Consider the following 13958-nt stretch of genomic DNA (forward strand, 5'->3'; position numbering starts at 1 on the left):
GATCACCACGCGTGTCGCGTACAACCCTGGGCGGCCGACACCGCCGCCGATGTCCGGTCGGTCAGGTCAGCGGTGGCGACCGCGCGTCGTGGCTGCGCGCTCCGCGTACCCCTGCGGGTCCGCCCGTACGTCCCTGACGACCAGGGCCGCTGATCCGCGGGCCGCGTCGCCGGCCACCGACGAGGCGCGCAGTCTGCCGCTGCCCGCGCCCCACAGGCCGGAGACGACGCGGCGCTCCAGACACCGTTCGATCGGGTCGCGCAGCCAGGGCATCAGGGCGCGGAAGGTGCCGCCGAGGACGACCGCGTCCGGGTCCACGAGGTTCACGGCGCCGGACAGCACGAGGCCCAGCCTGCGCCCGGCGACCGCGATGGCGGCGCGTGCCTGATCGTCGCCCTCCAGCGCCCTGCGCTCCAGCGCGGCGACGCCGGGCTGCCCGGCGCCCTCGGCGATGCCCGCCGCGCGCAACAGCGCCGCCTGTCCCGCGTACTGCTCCAGGCAGCCACGCGCGCCGCAGCGGCACTCGGGCCCCTCCTCGTCCACGACGAAGTGTCCTATCTCGCCGGCGAACCCGTGGGCGCCGCCCAGCAGTTCGCCGTCGACGAGCAGGGCGCCGCCGATCCCGATCTCGCCGGTGAGGTAGAGGAAGCTGCGGACCTTGCCGAGCCGCCCGAACCACAGCTCGGCGAGCGCCGCGGCGTCCGCCTCGTTGCCCGTGGTCACCGGCAGCGGGCGCGGGGCGGGGTCGGCGGCGGGGTGCGGCGGTCGCATGAGCCGCAGCTTCGACAGGGCCTGGGCGAACATGCCCTCGGCGGCGACGCGGTTCCACCGCAGGTTCGGGGCGTGGCGCACCACGCCACCGGAGACCAGTCCGGGCAGGGCCAGATGGGCCGCCGCGGGGTGCAGATCCTGCTCCGCCGCCGACTCCAGGGCGTGGGCGGCGATCCGCGCGGCGCGTGCGATGACCTCGGTGGGCGGCACGTCGCGGTTGTCGACGTGTTCGGTCAGGCGTACCCGGTCGGTGCCCGCGAGGTCGACGACGCAGACGGTGACGTAGTCGATGTTGATCTCCACGCCGAGCCCGGCGAATCCGGTGCGCGCCACCTTCAGGACCGTGCCGGGGCGCCCCGCCTGACCGCTGAACGCCTTGCCGGACTCCGTCAGGAAGCCGCCGGCCAGCAGCTCTTCCGTCAACGAGGACACGGCCGCGCGGGTCAGCCCCGAGCGGCCCGCGACGGCGGCCCGGGTGGTCTCGCCCTCGTCGTGCACGGCACGGAGCACGAGGCTCAGGTTGTGCCGGCGCACCGTGTCCTTGTCCGCCTTGGGTTCCAGCGGCGTGCGGTGGTTCGTCATGGTGGGATCGAGGGTAACGGCTGCTAGGCGGCCTTCTTCCGGTCGAACCAGATGGTCGCCGCCGTGGGCACGAGCCCCGCCCAGAACAGGAGCTGCGGCACGGACCGGTCGGTCCAGGGGATCTCGGCGATCAGCACGGCGCACAGCATCGCCCAGGCCGCCTGCGCGAGGACGACGCGGGCCCAGCGGCCCCGGCGGATCAGGGAGCGGACGTTGAGCCGCACACCCGCGCGCAGCCGGCGATAGCGGCGCCAGGCACCGAAGGCCCAGATCGCGCCCATGATGCACAGGAACCACAGGCGCTGGCCCACGGGCACGGGCAGCTCGGGGGCGGGCCGGTCCTCGGCGGGGAAGACGTCGACCATGGCGCCCGCCAGCGCCACGCAGAGGACGGCGAGCCAGCGGGTGCCGCGCAGGAGGCGGTAGGTGGCGTGGTCCAGTTGCTCCCGCAGGTCGGCGGAGTTCGGTTCGGCGGCGAGCGCGTCCGCGTACAGGTCGGCGGCCTCGGTGGCCCCGACGCCCGGGGCTCGTGCCGCCTTCCTCGTCTGCCGGGCGAGGGCCTCGGCGTGCTGCGGGTCGATGCGCAGGATGGCCTCGTCGAGCATGTCGGAGACCGTGCCGTTCCCGGCCGTGCTGGCGATGCGGTGCGCGATCTCATGGGCGTAGAGGTCCTCGGGGCCCAGCCGGAGTGCCTCCATCGCCAGGTCGGCGGCTTCCCGGGTGATGCGGTCGATCACGTCGGCGGTGAGCTGTCGGGCGCCGCTCTCTTTGCCGTAACGGACCAGCGCCTCGCGCCACACGGCGTCGGCGAGCATGGCGTACGCGAACGAGTCCTCGGGCGCGACGCGGATCAGCTCGCGCAGCACGGGCTGGACCTTGAGCCAGCCGTTGTCGCGCACCATCGCCTGGGCGCGCAGCCTGAGCGCGCCGTAGTCCTCGGGGGCCAGCCCGAGGGCCTCGTCGGCGGCGGCCGCCGCTTCCTTGGGCTGCTCCGTGTTGAGGTGGCAGTAGCCCATCTTGACCCAGGCGCGCACGTCGCCGGGGTCCTCGGCGAGGCGGCCGGCCAGCAGGGCCTTCGCCTGGTCGTAGCGGTCGAGTTCGATCAGGGCCTGGGCCTTCTCGACGGCCGGGTGCAGCGCGTTCACAGCTTCCGCTTCTTCTTCAGGTAGGTGACCAGATCGTCGTACGTGCCGCCCTCGTTGGCGTACATGGCGACGTTGCGTGCCGAGGCGAACCACGGCTCGGCGGACGGGACCGTCTGCTTCGCGGCGCCCAGCAGGTCCTTCATGCCGATCATGCGGACGGTGCCGGTGCGCGCCGAGTCGAGCAGGGCGCTTTCGGCCGCCGCCTCGCACAGGTGGGCGAGGTCGGCGCCGGACAGGCCGTCGGTCACCTTGACGAGCTTGCCCAGGTCGATGTTCTCGACGGGGCGTTCGGCGAGGTGGTAGCGGAGGATGCTCTCGCGGGCCGGGGCGTCGGGCGGCAGGACGAGCAGCGTGCGGTCCAGGCGCCCGGGCCTGCGCAGGGCGATGTCCACGTCCCAGGGCGCGTTGGTGGCGGCGAGCACGAAGACGCCTTCGTTGGCGGCGGAGTCGATGCCGTCCAGCTCGGTCAGGAGCTGGTTGACGGTGTTGCGCATGCCGCTGTGCTGGGTGCGGCTGCGCTTGGCGCCGAGCGCGTCGAGTTCGTCGAGGAAGACGACGCAGGGCGCCTGGCGGCGGGCCGTCCGGAAGATCTCGTGCATGTTGCGCTCGGAGTTGCCGATCCACATGTCCAGGACGTCGTTGACCGACACGGACAGGAATCCCGCCCCGAGTTCACCGGCGATCGCGCGGGCGATGAAGGTCTTGCCGCAGCCGGGCGGCCCGTACAGCAGGAGCCCGCCGCGCAGGCTCTTGCCGTAGAGCTTGCGCAGCTCGGGGTTGCGCATCGGGGCGAGGAACGCGGCCTCCAGGCGCTCCTTGACCTCCCGCATGCCGCCGACTTCCGCCAGGCGGATCGTGCCGGGTTTGTCGACGTCCCAGGCGGAGGCGTCCCCCGGGTCGCCGCTGCCGTCGGCGGTCAGGGGGGCCTCGACGAAGCGGGGCGGGATCACGTCGCCGACCTGGTCCGCGGCGGCACGCCAGTCGAAACCGGCGCGGCCCTTGGGTTCCTCGGGCGCGGGCGCGGACGCCGGGGCGGTCACGAGCGGCTGGTCCTGCGGGGGCGCGGACTGTGCGGCGGCGGGGGCGGGGGCGCCCATCGCGCGGGCCATCAGCGTACGGGCCTGGGCGTCGCCCGGGGCGTGCTGCAGCGCGACGGCGACCTCCGCGACCGCGGCGTCCGGCTGCCCGGCGTCCAGCAGCATCTCCGCCAGATGCAGCCGCAGGGGCACATCGGCGGGTGCCGCTTCGACAGCGGTGCGCAGGCTTCGTATCAGGGGGGAGTCCTCGGACATGCCGCCACCTTATGTACACGCCTTTCACGCTCCCCCGCCGGGCGGCGGATCTTGGGCGGGGGAGGTCAGGCCGGTGTCAGCGGGCTGCGCGAGTATCCCGCCAGGAAACGGATCCACGGAAGGACGAGGAGATCCCATGAGGCGAAGAAACGGTGGTGTGCTGCTCGCGACCGCCATCGCCACGACGGGTCTGCTGGGCACGGCGCCCGCACCGGCCGGGGCCGCGGCCTCGGTCACGCCGTGCGTCATGCGGGAGGGCCATCCGCACACGGACTGGACCGGAATGAAGTGGGACGCGGACATCCTGTGCGACAACGCGCCGGGCGATGTGCGCCTGCAGTCGTTCACGGGCAGCCCGGTGGTCGGCCGGATGGTGACCACCCGCAGCTGGTTCGTGTGCTGGAAGGTCGGCGACCCGCACGCCGGGGGCAACAACATCTGGTACTACACGCAGGCCGACGAGGTGGTCTCGCGGCCGACCGCGCAGGGCTGGGGCTACATGCCCGCCGTGATGCTGGAGACCACCGAGGACCCGGTGCCGGGTCTGCCCAAGTGCTCATGGGGCTGAGGGAGTTGCCACGTATGAACGCGAAGAGGGGCGGTGGCCGTCCGACACCACGGGAGCGGCGTGGCGCGGGGCGCCGGGTCGCCGGGGCGCTGCTGGCCGCGGCGGCGGCCTCGATGTGCCTGCCCGCGAGCGCCGGCGCCACGACCGCGGCGGCGGGGCCGGTCTGTCACCTCCGTGACGGTGTGCGGCACACCGACGTCAAGGGACACACGTACACGAAGGACCTGTACTGCGAGAACACGGTGGCGGACGTCTTCGCCACCCCGGAGGTGTACGGGACGGTCATCGCCAAGCTGACGACGTCACCGAGCTGGTACGTGTGCTGGCAGAGCGGTGACCTGCATCAGGGCGGCAACCGCATCTGGTACTACACGCAGGGCGACGAGGTGACCAACTGGCCGCTGTGGAAGGGCTGGGGGTACGTGCCGGCGTTCCGCGTGGAGACCGAGCCCGACCCGTTCCCCGGCCTGCCGGCCTGCCTGCCCAGCTGAGCGGCGCCCTCCGCCCCGGCCCCCTGCTCGTCCACCGCACCGGCCCGCTCGCGGAGCCGGTGCGCCCATCGAACCGACTCGCTTGTCGAACCGAGGAGTGAACTCATGGCGTTCCCCACCGTCTTGCGGCCCGCGCGGATCGCGGCGTCGGCCCTCGCCCTGGCGGCGGCCGTCACCTGGCCCGCCGCCACCCCGGCCTCGGCGGCGCCCGCCGCCGCGAGCGCGGACGAGGCCACCTGCGTGCTGCGGCCCGGAGTGACCCACAAGGACACGCTCGGCAACGCCTTCTCCGGCGACCTGTACTGCGCCAACGCCCCGGGGGACCTGTACGGGCGCCCGGCCTTCGACGCTCCGGTCACGGGTCGGTTGAAGACGACCCAGAGCTGGTTCGTCTGCTGGTCGTACGGCGAGGCGCACAAGGGCGGGAACAACGTCTGGTACTACACGCAGGGCGACGAGGCGGTGAACCTGCCGAGCCTCCAGGCGTGGGGCAACGTGCCGGCGAGCAGCGTCCTCACCTCCACCGACCCCTTCCCCGGCCTGCCCCGCTGCCCCTGGCACTGACCGCGACGCGCCACCGGTGGAAGTGGGGGCGCGCACGGTCCGTCCCACCGGGAGGGCGCCGCGCTGCCATCCGCGCGTTGATCACCTAGACTCGTCCGATGGCGAAGTACTTCGACGTGCACCCCGACAATCCCCAGCGGCGCAGCATCACCACCGTGGTCGACAGCATCCGCGCCGACGCGCTCATCGCGTATCCCACGGATTCCTGCTACGCGCTGGGATGCCGGCTGGGCAGCCGCGACGGCATCGGCAGGATCCGTGCGATCCGTGATCTCGACGAGCGCCATCACTTCACCCTCATGTGCCGGAACTTCGCACAGCTGGGTCAGCTCGTCCACCTCGACAACGACGTGTTCCGCGCGATCAAGGCCGCCACTCCCGGCCGGTACACCTTCATCCTCCCCGCGACGAAGGAAGTCCCCCGCCAGCTGCTGCACCCGAAGAAGAAGACCGTCGGGGTGCGCATCCCCGACCACACGGTCACCCAGGCGCTGCTGGCCGAGCTCGGCGAACCGCTGCTGTCCAGCACCCTGCTGCTGCCCGACGAGGAGGAGCCGCTGACCCAGGGCTGGGACATCAAGGAGCGGCTCGACCACGTCGTGGACGTCGTCCTGGACTCCGGTGACTGCGGCACCGAGCCGACCACCGTCATCGACTTCTCCAACGGCGAGGCCGAGGTCGTGCGCCACGGCGCGGGCGACACGACGCGTTTCGCCTAGCGGTTCCGGCCGTCGGCTCGCTCGGTGGTCAGCGGCGCCGGCGGCTCTGCGGGGACCAGCCGGCGCCGATGCCCGCGAGGTGTATCGCGGTCAGGGTCAGGCCGAGCAGCATCAGGCTGGTGGTGCCGAAGAAGATGTTGGTCGATGTCTCGGTGAGATGCAGGATCCAGGCAATGCCGAAGACGACGGCGGCGGCGAGAGCGAGCACGGTTACTCCTTCGAGGGGCGCGGTTCGTTCCCGCGCGGACAAGGGGGGTGACTCACCCGGCCGCTTGCCCCGGGGTGGGCCTTCCATGCCTGCCGGGCGTGACCGGCTTGGTGGCGGGCCCTGATTCCGCCCGGCCCTAGCGCCGTCTGGGGCCAGGCCGGACGGTCCCGCACCCCGTCCCACCAGCGGTTCTCGGCCGCTCTTCCCGACCCGCCATGACAGGGGCGAACGGGCCCGGCTACTGTCGGCCCCCGTGCGTGGGGAGCGCCCCTCTCAGGGGCCGGGCGGAGCGGCGAGGACAGCGGAGTCCTCGTGAACGTTGTTGCTCACCGAACCACGAGAGCAAGTTCCGAGCGCGCCGCGGGAGAAAGAAAAGCATGACGGAGCACCAGACCGGGCCTGGCCCCGAGGACGAACGGCCGGCCTCGCGTGAGAGCGAGGCGGACCGGCTCGCCGCCCGGGCCCAGCAGTTGCAACGCCAGGTGGCCGAGCTGGAGGTGCAGGTCCGCGCCCGCCCGAGGATCGCGCTGGCCGAGGGCGTCCTGGTCGAGCGGTACCGTCTGCCGGACGCGGACGCGGCGTTCGATCTGCTGCGCCAGGCCTCTCAGCGGGCCAACATCAAGATGCACCAGTTGGCCACCGTGGTCGCCCGCACGCCGGGGCCGACGCCGGGTGCCGCCGTGTGGTTCGGGGTGCGGGAGCGCCGTCCGGCGCCGCCGCTGGGCACGCTCGGCGCGGGCACCCTCGACGCGCGGAACCAGGGCGAGGTGCTCGGCGCCGCGCTGCGCCGCGTCCTGACCGTCACCAGTACGTCCATGGGCAACGTCCAGCTGGTCGAGGACGGGGTGCTGCGCATGGAGAAGCACGCCGGTCTGCCCCGTGAGTTCACCGACTACTTCGCGTTCGTGGACGGGGGCACCTCCTGCTCCCGGGCGGCGAGCGCCAGCCACCAGGTCACGGTCAAGGAGATCGCCTCCTCGCGGGGGTTCGACGACGCCACCCGGCGCGTGATCCTCTCGGCCGGCAGCCGTGCCTGCCACAGCGTGCCGCTCGTCGACGCGGCCGACAACGTCCACGGCGTCATCTCCTCCCACCACGCGCGGCCCCTCGCCGGCTTCACCCGGACCCAGCTCCTGGCGCTCCAGGACGCCGGCCGGACCGTCGGCTCGTGGATCGACTGGCACCGCCGCACGGTCCTGCTCGACGCCCTGGAGGACCTCCACCGACTGGCCCGCGACCGCTAGCCCCGGCCGGCCCGGCCGAGTCGTCGCGGAATCTTCACGCCTGGGCGGTCTTATCCGCCGATGTGACGGGCACTCGCACCGCGTCCTCAACGGAAGGGAAGCGGCATGATCGCGGTCGCCGTCCTCCTCCTGCCGGGGCTGGCGTTTGTGCTGTTCGTGATGGCACGTCTGGAAGACGGGCTTCTCGCCGCCAAAGGTGAGACGACGTCCGCCCGACATGCCCGTCATGCCCGTCGGCGGCACCTGCGCCTGATTCCCGGTGGCAGCGACGCACCACCGGCACCACAGCACCACAGGCAACCGCGGAACAGCAAAGCTGCTTGACCGCACGGCCGCGGCCGGGACCCGAACGGAACTCTCGCGGGTCCCGGCCGCAGCCGCGCGGCAAAGACCACCAGCACCGCCGCGGGTTTCCCTTCGGATTGTTTTTCTGCCGGAAGGCCCACCGCAAGGCCCACTGGAAGGCCCAGTCGTACGTCGTCGCCGTCTTTGGCGTGATGATGAGAGAACGTGAAAGTCTACGGCCATGACGATGAATGACTACGACCGTGTGCGTGCGGGCATCGAGGCGATGACGGCCTACATTTCCGGCGAGCCCGTAATGGAGGAATACGTCGCGGAGAAGCGCGCCGCCGACGGCAATCTGGATCAACTCGCCGACAGTGCGACGGCCTTGTGTGCCGCATTGCTGTTGCAGCTCGCCGAGATGACCGGAAAGACCCAGCACGAAGTGCTCCAGGAACTGGCCCACGGCCTCAACCGCAACGAGGCGGAGCAGCAGGACTGACCGCGCCGCCCCTCGCGTCGCGCACATCCGAGAAGGAGCATCCCCATGGACAGTCCGCCGTCGACCGCCGACGGAGGGTGCGCGGGGTTCCCGCACGGGACCGGGGCGGCCCCCACCGCCCCGGCCGGGCCCGCGGAGGTGTCCTCGACGTGGGCCATGGGGCGCCGCGCGCTGCGGCGCACCCCCATATCCATGTGGAACGACGACGTGTCGGACTGGGCCGCGGCGCTGACGTACTACGCGATCCTCGCGCTGCTCCCCGCCCTGCTCGTCACGGTGAGCCTGATCAGCCTGGTCTCGCCCTCCACGACCGCGGCGCTCATCGCGGAGGTCACCGACTGGGCGCCCGCGGAGTCGGGCCGCTCCCTGCACGAGGCGCTCAGCGAGATGGCCGACGCCCGGTCCGCGGCCCTCATGGTGATGATCGGCGGAGCGGTCAGCGCGGTGTGGTCGGCGTCCAGTTACGCGGCCGTCTTCCGGCGGGCGCTGCACGCGATGCACGGCGTGGAGGACTGCCGGCCCGCGCTGCGCAAGGCGCACCGCGTCCTCATGACCGCGGTGACGCTGCTCGCGCTGCTGGTCGCCAGCGCGCTGCTGCTCGTCCTGAGTGGTCCGCTCGCCGCCGGGCTGGGGCGGCGCGTCGGCCTCGGTGACGCGGGGCGGACCGCTTGGAGCGTGCTGCAGTGGCCGGCGCTGCTGTGTCTGGTGGCGCTGCTCGTCCTCGTGCTCTTTCGCAACGGGCCGCCCGTGGCGCGCGGTTGGCGGCAGATACTGCCCGGCGGTCTGCTGGCCGCGCTGCTGTGGCTGCTCGCCTCCGGCCTGTTCACCTGGTACGCGTCGGGGTTCGGCACCTACGGCAAGCTCTACGGCTCCCTCGCGGGCGTCGTGGTCTTCCTGGTGTGGCTGTGGGTGTCCAACCTCGCGCTGCTCTCCGGGGCGCAGTTCACCGTGGAACTGGCCCGCGCCCGGACCGCCGCGCGCTGACGTCGGCCGACCGTCGGACACCTTTCGTGGAGTGCCGGGGGCTTGCGTCGAGGGTCGGGGCGCCGGACCGTGCTTGGAACGCGCGGACGGAGGAACTCGTTTGCGTGGCACCGCCCGCCGTGCCGCCCGGTCCAGAGCCCCGACCCCCCGGAGACACTGATGGCACGAACAGATCGATACCGGCAGCTGACGGAAGAAAGCGGAACCCGGGAACAGGACATCGAGGCGGCGGACGGGCGCAGAGCGCCCCTGTCCCCCGTGGCGCGCGGAGCCGCGATGTTCGTCGCCTTCGCCGGGATGGTCGCCTTCGGGGTGGTGCTCGCCCGGCTGACCCTGCAGCCCTCGGCGGCTTCCGTGGACCTGACGCACAGCAACTTCACGCCCGGTGACTCCATCCGCGACTACCTCGCCCAGCCCGCCTTCCGCGACACCGTCAAGCAGATAGGCGGCAACATCCTCCTGGGAGTGCCGTTCGGGATGCTGTTCCCGGTGCTGCTCCCCCGTACGCGGGGACTGGTACGGGTGGCGGTGGCCACGGCGCTGACCATGGTGCTGGTGGAACTGGCGCAGGGCGCCTTCGTCACCGGCCGGACCTTCGACATCGACGACGTCATCCTCAACACGACGGGCGCGCTGCTCGGCTACCTCCTGCTGGGACGGCGGCTCGGACGGGCCGTGCACCCGCGCCGTCGGCACTGGTGGCACCGCTTCACCAAACGCGGCGTGTCGAGCCCCTGACCAGGCATCTTCGGTCCTCCTCAGGCCTGGAAAGGTGAATCACCCCGCGAATGCCACCCAATGCGTTTATTTACCCCCCGGGTTGGTAACTCGCTGTAGCGAAAGCCTCGCGTGAGGGATCCTCTGCGGAAGGCAGGCACATGTCCGCAAGCATGCTGGCCATTTTGGGTGCGGCAGTGGCGATCGTCACCGCGCTGCTGCTCGCCCGCCCGCTGAACCAGACGACCACCGACGACCTGCGGCGCCGCTTCGGCCCCGAGTTCGATCGCGCGGTGACACGGAACCAAGGGGACACGGCGGCCGCCGAGCGGGAGCTCAGCGAGCGGCTGCGGCGCTTCGGCGGTCTGCGGGTCAAGGGGCTGACCACGGACGTCCGTGAGCGCTACCGCACCGAATGGGCCCTCGTGCAGGAGCGGTTCATCGAGGCCCCGGGGCAGACGGTCGCCCGCGCCAACGCGCTGCTCAACCGGCTGGCCGTCGAGCGCGGCTTCCCCGCGGAGTCGCGTGAGCGGCAGGCCGACGCCCTGTCGCTGCACTGCCCGCGGCACGCTCAGGGCTGCCGTGAGCTGCACGAGTGCGCGCGGCGTGCGGCCGCCGGCGAGGCCGACACGGAGGCGATGCGCCGCGCGATGCTCGCCGGGTACGAGCTCTTCCACGAGCTGCTGCTGCCCCGGCCGCAGGACCGCAAGGCCGACGCGCAGGCCGGTCACCCCCGGCCCCACCGCCCCTTCGGGGTGCCCTCCCAGCGCACGGCCCACTCCACTCGGCACTGACACCGGGCGCACCGGGGGCGCCGGGCAGCCGGTGGGCAGGGGGTGCGCGTCACCCGTGCCCTGGCACCCCCTTACGCTGTGCGGATGTTCGTCTACGCGCCGGCAGCCCTGCTCTTCCTCGTCTTCTGCTGGCGGGTGCTGCGGGAACGCCGAAGATTCGGCAACGCCGTGCTCCTGGGGCTCGCCGTCGTGTGCGGGCTGGTCGCCTGGATGTCCCAACTGCTGCGGTCGGGCTCGACGTCCGGCCTGGTCATCGCCTTCTCCCTGCTGACGGTCGGCGCGCTCGGCATCCTCGTCCTGACGTACCTTTTGTTCGTCAACGGCCTGCGGATGGCGCGCAAGGAGGGCAGGAGCCCGACCAATCTGCTCTCCCTGATGGCCGCCCTGGGCATCCTCGGCGTGATCGCCCTGGTCGTCACGGCCGCGGTCGTGCGCACGCCGGTGCTGCTCGGGGTGGGGGCGGCCGCCCTCGGCCTGTCGGGCTACATCTCGTTCCTGTTCCTGAGCTTCGTCTGCTACGCCTTCCTCTACGGGCGGCTGCGGATCCGCCGCAAGGCCGACTTCGTGGTCGTCCTCGGCTCGGGGCTCGTCGGCGGCTCGACGGTGCCGCCGTTGCTGGCCAGTCGTCTCGGGCGGGCGCGGGAGGTGCACGAGCGGCTCTCCGCGCGCGGGGGCTCCCCCGTACTCATCACCTCGGGCGGTCAGGGGCCGGACGAGGAGCTGCCGGAATCCCACGCCATGGCCGACTATCTGACGGAGCGCGGTTTTCCCGCCGATCTCGTCGAGCGGGAGGACCGGTCGACGACCACGGAGGAGAACCTGCTGTTCAGCAAGGCCATCATGGAGGCGGCGAAGCCCGACTACCGGTGCGTGGTCGTCACGAACAACTACCACGCCTTCCGTGCCGCGGTCACCGCCCGGCGGCTCGGCGTCAGGGGTCAGGTGGTGGGCGCGCCCACCGCCCGGTACTTCTGGCCCAACGCGACGCTCCGCGAGTTCGCCGCCGTGCTGGTCGCCTACCGCTGGACCAACCTCGCCATCTGCCTGTTGTTCGTCCTCGGCGGAGTGCTGGTCTGGTCGGCCCGTTAGCGCGAGACGCCCGCGCGTCGCCGGTTCTCCCCGATCCGCTCGTCACCCGTTCGCCGAGGTGGTCGGCCATGGTGGTCGGCCGCGGTGGCGGGCTACTCCGCGTGGCCGTGTCCGGCGCGCAGCGGACGCCGGTTGCGCCTTGCATGAGGGGCAGCGCGGAGTCCGCAGGGAGGTGTGCTCCCGGCCGCGCGAAGGATCGAGGTCTCCACTCATGCGCGTCCGTCCCACCGTCACCGCAGCCGTGTTCACCGCCCTGGCGTTCGCCTCGCTCGCTCCGCAGGCCCGGGCCGAGGCAGAACCTCCGCCGGCGCCGCACACGCGCAGCGACATGGACGAGACGATGCCGCTGCAGGAGGAGGCCGAGAGGCCGATGGAGGAAGAGGCCGGACGGCCGCCCGAGGAGGCCTGGCAGCCGCCCGAGGAGGCCGGGAGGCAGCACGAGGAGGCCGGGGGGCAGCACGAGGAGGCCGGGGGGCAGCACGAGGAGGCCGGGGGGCAGCCGTCGCTGTCGATCACACCGAGCCCCGGCAGGCCGGGGCAGTCGGTGGTCGTCTCCGTCAGCGGCGGCTGCCACGCCCCGTCGGCCACCGCCCGCTCGGACGCCTTCACCCAGAACGTCCAGCTGTCCACCGGCTCGGCCGGCATCTACACCGGGACGGGCACCATCCGCCCGGACGCCCACTCCGGCGCCCACACCGTGCACGTCTCGTGTCCCGGCGGCGGCACCTCCACGTACTCGATCACCGTGGCGGGAGCGGCCACGCCGACCCCGGAGCGGGGTGTGCGGGCGGGGACGGGCGGGTCCCGGGGCGTGGACGCCGGGTATGTGGGGGCCGGGGTGGCACTGGTCCTCGCGGCCGGCGGATACACCGTGTACCGGACGCGGCGCCGGGAGTCCTGACGCGCGCGGACACACCGGTGGCCGGGAGGGAGTCTCCCGACCACCGGTGTGTCAGGTGGTCCCGCCGCGCGGCGGGCCGCCGCTCAGGCCGCTTCGAGCGCGGAGTCGATCTCGCGGAGGAAGTCGTCGAGGTCGTCGGGGTTGCGGGAGGTGATGAGCTCCCAGCCCTTGGCGTCGCAGCGCATGACGGACTTGTCGACCCAGGTGCCCTTGGCGTTGCGGATGTCGGTGGCGACCGAGGCGTAGGACGTCAGGGTCTTGCCGTCGAGCACGTCGGCCTCCACCAGCAGCCACGGGCCGTGGCAGATGGCCGCGACCTTGCGGCCGGGCTCGGCGAAGGAGCGGACGATGTCGACGGCCTTCTCCTCCAGGCGCAGGGTGTCGGCGTTGACCGTGCCGCCGGGGACCAGCAGCAGGTCGTAGGAGGAGGCGTCCACGTCGGCGAGGGTGACGTCGGCCTCGACGCTCTTGCCGGGGTCCTTGTCCCCCACCAGGGTGCGGATCTCCTCCCTCGACACGGCGGCCACGTCGACGTGCGCGCCGCGGGAGCGCAGGTGCTGCACCGGCACCACCAGCTCGTCCTGTTCGACTCCGTAGTTGGTCACGATCGCCAGTACGCGGCGGCCGTTCAGGGTGTTGTCAGCCATGAGGTTGCCTTTCCTGGTGCTGTGCTGTTTCCTTCGGCTTCCCTCGGCGCCGTCTTCTTCGCACGCCGAGTTCTTCGTGCGCCGTGGTCTTCGGCCTCAGCGGGCGGTGCGGCCGGTCACCATGCGGTAGAGGAACAGGACGACCACCGATCCGACGACGGCGGCGATCCACGTCGACAGGTGGAAGAACCCGTTGATCGACTCCACTCCGAAGATCAGCTTGCCGAGCCAGCCGCCGAGCAGCCCGCCGACGATGCCGAGCAGCATGGTGACGATGATTCCGCCCGGGTCCCTCCCCGGCGTCAGTGCCTTCGCGATCGCCCCTGCGATCAAGCCGACCAGAATCCAGGCGATGACGCCCACGGTGCTACCTTCCGTTCACTTTCGAAGTCGATCGGTCGCTCCGGTACCCGCCTTCAGCATGACCACACTGGGGGGCGGCGCCAGACGAGTCC

The 13958-nt window shown here is 72.2% G+C and carries 18 protein-coding genes; 12 read left to right on the plus strand and 6 right to left on the minus strand.

The features are described 5' to 3' along the window. Window positions 1-66 precede the first annotated feature (66 nt). From ACZ516_RS11980 to ACZ516_RS11990, 3 genes are read right to left on the minus strand one after another with little or no spacing between them, the layout of a single operon-like run. Complete coding sequence (locus ACZ516_RS11980) at window positions 67-1353, minus strand: ROK family protein (protein ID WP_469009886.1); 1287 nt, start codon at window positions 1351-1353, stop codon at window positions 67-69. 23 nt (window positions 1354-1376) lie between these two features. Next, window positions 1377-2498: a tetratricopeptide repeat protein gene (locus ACZ516_RS11985; RefSeq protein ID WP_469009887.1), complete on the minus strand. Its 1122-nt coding sequence runs from the start codon at window positions 2496-2498 to the stop codon at window positions 1377-1379. Continuing rightward, the gene (locus ACZ516_RS11990) at window positions 2495-3790 is read right to left on the minus strand and encodes an ATP-binding protein (RefSeq protein ID WP_469009888.1); all 1296 of its coding nucleotides are present in this window, start codon (window positions 3788-3790) and stop codon (window positions 2495-2497) included. The genes ACZ516_RS11985 and ACZ516_RS11990 overlap by 4 nt, the downstream gene beginning before the upstream one ends. 136 nt (window positions 3791-3926) lie before the next feature. On the opposite strand from ACZ516_RS11990, the gene ACZ516_RS11995 reads away from it, so the two are divergent. From ACZ516_RS11995 to ACZ516_RS12010, 4 genes are all read left to right on the plus strand, one after another. Next, entirely contained in the window at window positions 3927-4358 is a 432-nt protein-coding gene (locus ACZ516_RS11995) for a hypothetical protein (protein ID WP_469009890.1), read from the plus strand. Between the two features lie 14 nt (window positions 4359-4372). Beyond that, on the plus strand, window positions 4373-4849 hold the full coding sequence (locus ACZ516_RS12000) for a hypothetical protein (protein WP_469009891.1): 477 nt from the start codon (window positions 4373-4375) through the stop codon (window positions 4847-4849). A gap of 105 nt (window positions 4850-4954) precedes the next feature. Further along, window positions 4955-5413, plus strand: a complete 459-nt coding sequence (locus tag ACZ516_RS12005; protein ID WP_469009892.1) for a hypothetical protein — start codon at window positions 4955-4957, stop codon at window positions 5411-5413. A 98-nt stretch (window positions 5414-5511) separates the two neighbouring features. Next, entirely contained in the window at window positions 5512-6132 is a 621-nt protein-coding gene (locus ACZ516_RS12010; protein WP_358588733.1) for an L-threonylcarbamoyladenylate synthase, read from the plus strand. Between the two features lie 28 nt (window positions 6133-6160). On the opposite strand, the gene ACZ516_RS12015 is transcribed toward ACZ516_RS12010, so the two are convergent. Then, window positions 6161-6340 (minus strand): hypothetical protein, encoded by a 180-nt coding sequence (locus ACZ516_RS12015; protein ID WP_358588731.1) that lies wholly within the window; start codon window positions 6338-6340, stop codon window positions 6161-6163. 377 nt (window positions 6341-6717) lie between these two features. On the opposite strand from ACZ516_RS12015, the gene ACZ516_RS12020 reads away from it, so the two are divergent. From ACZ516_RS12020 to ACZ516_RS12055, 8 genes are all read left to right on the plus strand, one after another. Continuing rightward, complete coding sequence (locus ACZ516_RS12020; protein WP_469009894.1) at window positions 6718-7584, plus strand: ANTAR domain-containing protein; 867 nt, start codon at window positions 6718-6720, stop codon at window positions 7582-7584. 105 nt (window positions 7585-7689) lie between these two features. After that, window positions 7690-7908 (plus strand): hypothetical protein, encoded by a 219-nt coding sequence (locus ACZ516_RS12025; protein ID WP_358909865.1) that lies wholly within the window; start codon window positions 7690-7692, stop codon window positions 7906-7908. 202 nt (window positions 7909-8110) lie between these two features. After that, window positions 8111-8371 carry a hypothetical protein gene (locus tag ACZ516_RS12030; protein WP_358588724.1) on the plus strand — a complete coding sequence of 87 codons (261 nt, stop codon included), beginning with the start codon at window positions 8111-8113 and terminating at the stop codon, window positions 8369-8371. A 45-nt stretch (window positions 8372-8416) separates the two neighbouring features. After that, window positions 8417-9355 (plus strand): YihY/virulence factor BrkB family protein, encoded by a 939-nt coding sequence (locus ACZ516_RS12035; RefSeq protein ID WP_469009895.1) that lies wholly within the window; start codon window positions 8417-8419, stop codon window positions 9353-9355. Window positions 9356-9514: 159 nt separating this feature from the next. Next, window positions 9515-10093, plus strand: coding sequence for a VanZ family protein (locus ACZ516_RS12040; RefSeq protein ID WP_358698778.1), 579 nt, complete (start codon window positions 9515-9517; stop codon window positions 10091-10093). A gap of 140 nt (window positions 10094-10233) precedes the next feature. Then, window positions 10234-10866, plus strand: coding sequence for a hypothetical protein (locus ACZ516_RS12045; RefSeq protein WP_469009896.1), 633 nt, complete (start codon window positions 10234-10236; stop codon window positions 10864-10866). Window positions 10867-10950: 84 nt separating this feature from the next. After that, the gene (locus ACZ516_RS12050; RefSeq protein ID WP_358588717.1) at window positions 10951-11955 is read left to right on the plus strand and encodes a YdcF family protein; all 1005 of its coding nucleotides are present in this window, start codon (window positions 10951-10953) and stop codon (window positions 11953-11955) included. 211 nt (window positions 11956-12166) lie between these two features. Continuing rightward, window positions 12167-12856 (plus strand): hypothetical protein, encoded by a 690-nt coding sequence (locus ACZ516_RS12055; protein ID WP_469009898.1) that lies wholly within the window; start codon window positions 12167-12169, stop codon window positions 12854-12856. A gap of 83 nt (window positions 12857-12939) precedes the next feature. Here the strand turns inward: ACZ516_RS12055 and ACZ516_RS12060 are convergent, their stop codons facing one another. Both ACZ516_RS12060 and ACZ516_RS12065 read right to left on the minus strand, forming a co-directional pair. Beyond that, on the minus strand, window positions 12940-13503 hold the full coding sequence (locus tag ACZ516_RS12060) for a type 1 glutamine amidotransferase domain-containing protein (RefSeq protein WP_361085141.1): 564 nt from the start codon (window positions 13501-13503) through the stop codon (window positions 12940-12942). A gap of 96 nt (window positions 13504-13599) precedes the next feature. Further along, window positions 13600-13866, minus strand: a complete 267-nt coding sequence (locus tag ACZ516_RS12065) for a GlsB/YeaQ/YmgE family stress response membrane protein (RefSeq protein WP_361085144.1) — start codon at window positions 13864-13866, stop codon at window positions 13600-13602. Window positions 13867-13958 lie beyond the last annotated feature (92 nt).

Source organism: Streptomyces sp. NPDC034037 (assembly GCF_055575715.1).

Bases quoted from the DNA above. Each gene is read 5' to 3' on its own strand.
- ACZ516_RS11990 (WP_469009888.1), bottom strand. From the start codon at position 3,790: ATGTCCGAGGACTCCCCCCTGATACGAAGCCTGCGCACCGCTGTCGAA.
- ACZ516_RS12000 (WP_469009891.1), top strand. From the start codon at position 4,373: ATGAACGCGAAGAGGGGCGGTGGCCGTCCGACACCACGGGAGCGGCGT.
- ACZ516_RS12060 (WP_361085141.1), bottom strand. From the start codon at position 13,503: ATGGCTGACAACACCCTGAACGGCCGCCGCGTACTGGCGATCGTGACC.
- ACZ516_RS12040 (WP_358698778.1), top strand. From the start codon at position 9,515: ATGGCACGAACAGATCGATACCGGCAGCTGACGGAAGAAAGCGGAACC.
- ACZ516_RS12005 (WP_469009892.1), top strand. From the start codon at position 4,955: ATGGCGTTCCCCACCGTCTTGCGGCCCGCGCGGATCGCGGCGTCGGCC.
- ACZ516_RS11980 (WP_469009886.1), bottom strand. From the start codon at position 1,353: ATGACGAACCACCGCACGCCGCTGGAACCCAAGGCGGACAAGGACACG.
- ACZ516_RS12055 (WP_469009898.1), top strand. From the start codon at position 12,167: ATGCGCGTCCGTCCCACCGTCACCGCAGCCGTGTTCACCGCCCTGGCG.
- ACZ516_RS12050 (WP_358588717.1), top strand. From the start codon at position 10,951: ATGTTCGTCTACGCGCCGGCAGCCCTGCTCTTCCTCGTCTTCTGCTGG.
- ACZ516_RS12035 (WP_469009895.1), top strand. From the start codon at position 8,417: ATGGACAGTCCGCCGTCGACCGCCGACGGAGGGTGCGCGGGGTTCCCG.
- ACZ516_RS12045 (WP_469009896.1), top strand. From the start codon at position 10,234: ATGTCCGCAAGCATGCTGGCCATTTTGGGTGCGGCAGTGGCGATCGTC.
- ACZ516_RS11995 (WP_469009890.1), top strand. From the start codon at position 3,927: ATGAGGCGAAGAAACGGTGGTGTGCTGCTCGCGACCGCCATCGCCACG.
- ACZ516_RS12025 (WP_358909865.1), top strand. From the start codon at position 7,690: ATGATCGCGGTCGCCGTCCTCCTCCTGCCGGGGCTGGCGTTTGTGCTG.
- ACZ516_RS12010 (WP_358588733.1), top strand. From the start codon at position 5,512: ATGGCGAAGTACTTCGACGTGCACCCCGACAATCCCCAGCGGCGCAGC.
- ACZ516_RS12030 (WP_358588724.1), top strand. From the start codon at position 8,111: ATGACGATGAATGACTACGACCGTGTGCGTGCGGGCATCGAGGCGATG.
- ACZ516_RS12020 (WP_469009894.1), top strand. From the start codon at position 6,718: ATGACGGAGCACCAGACCGGGCCTGGCCCCGAGGACGAACGGCCGGCC.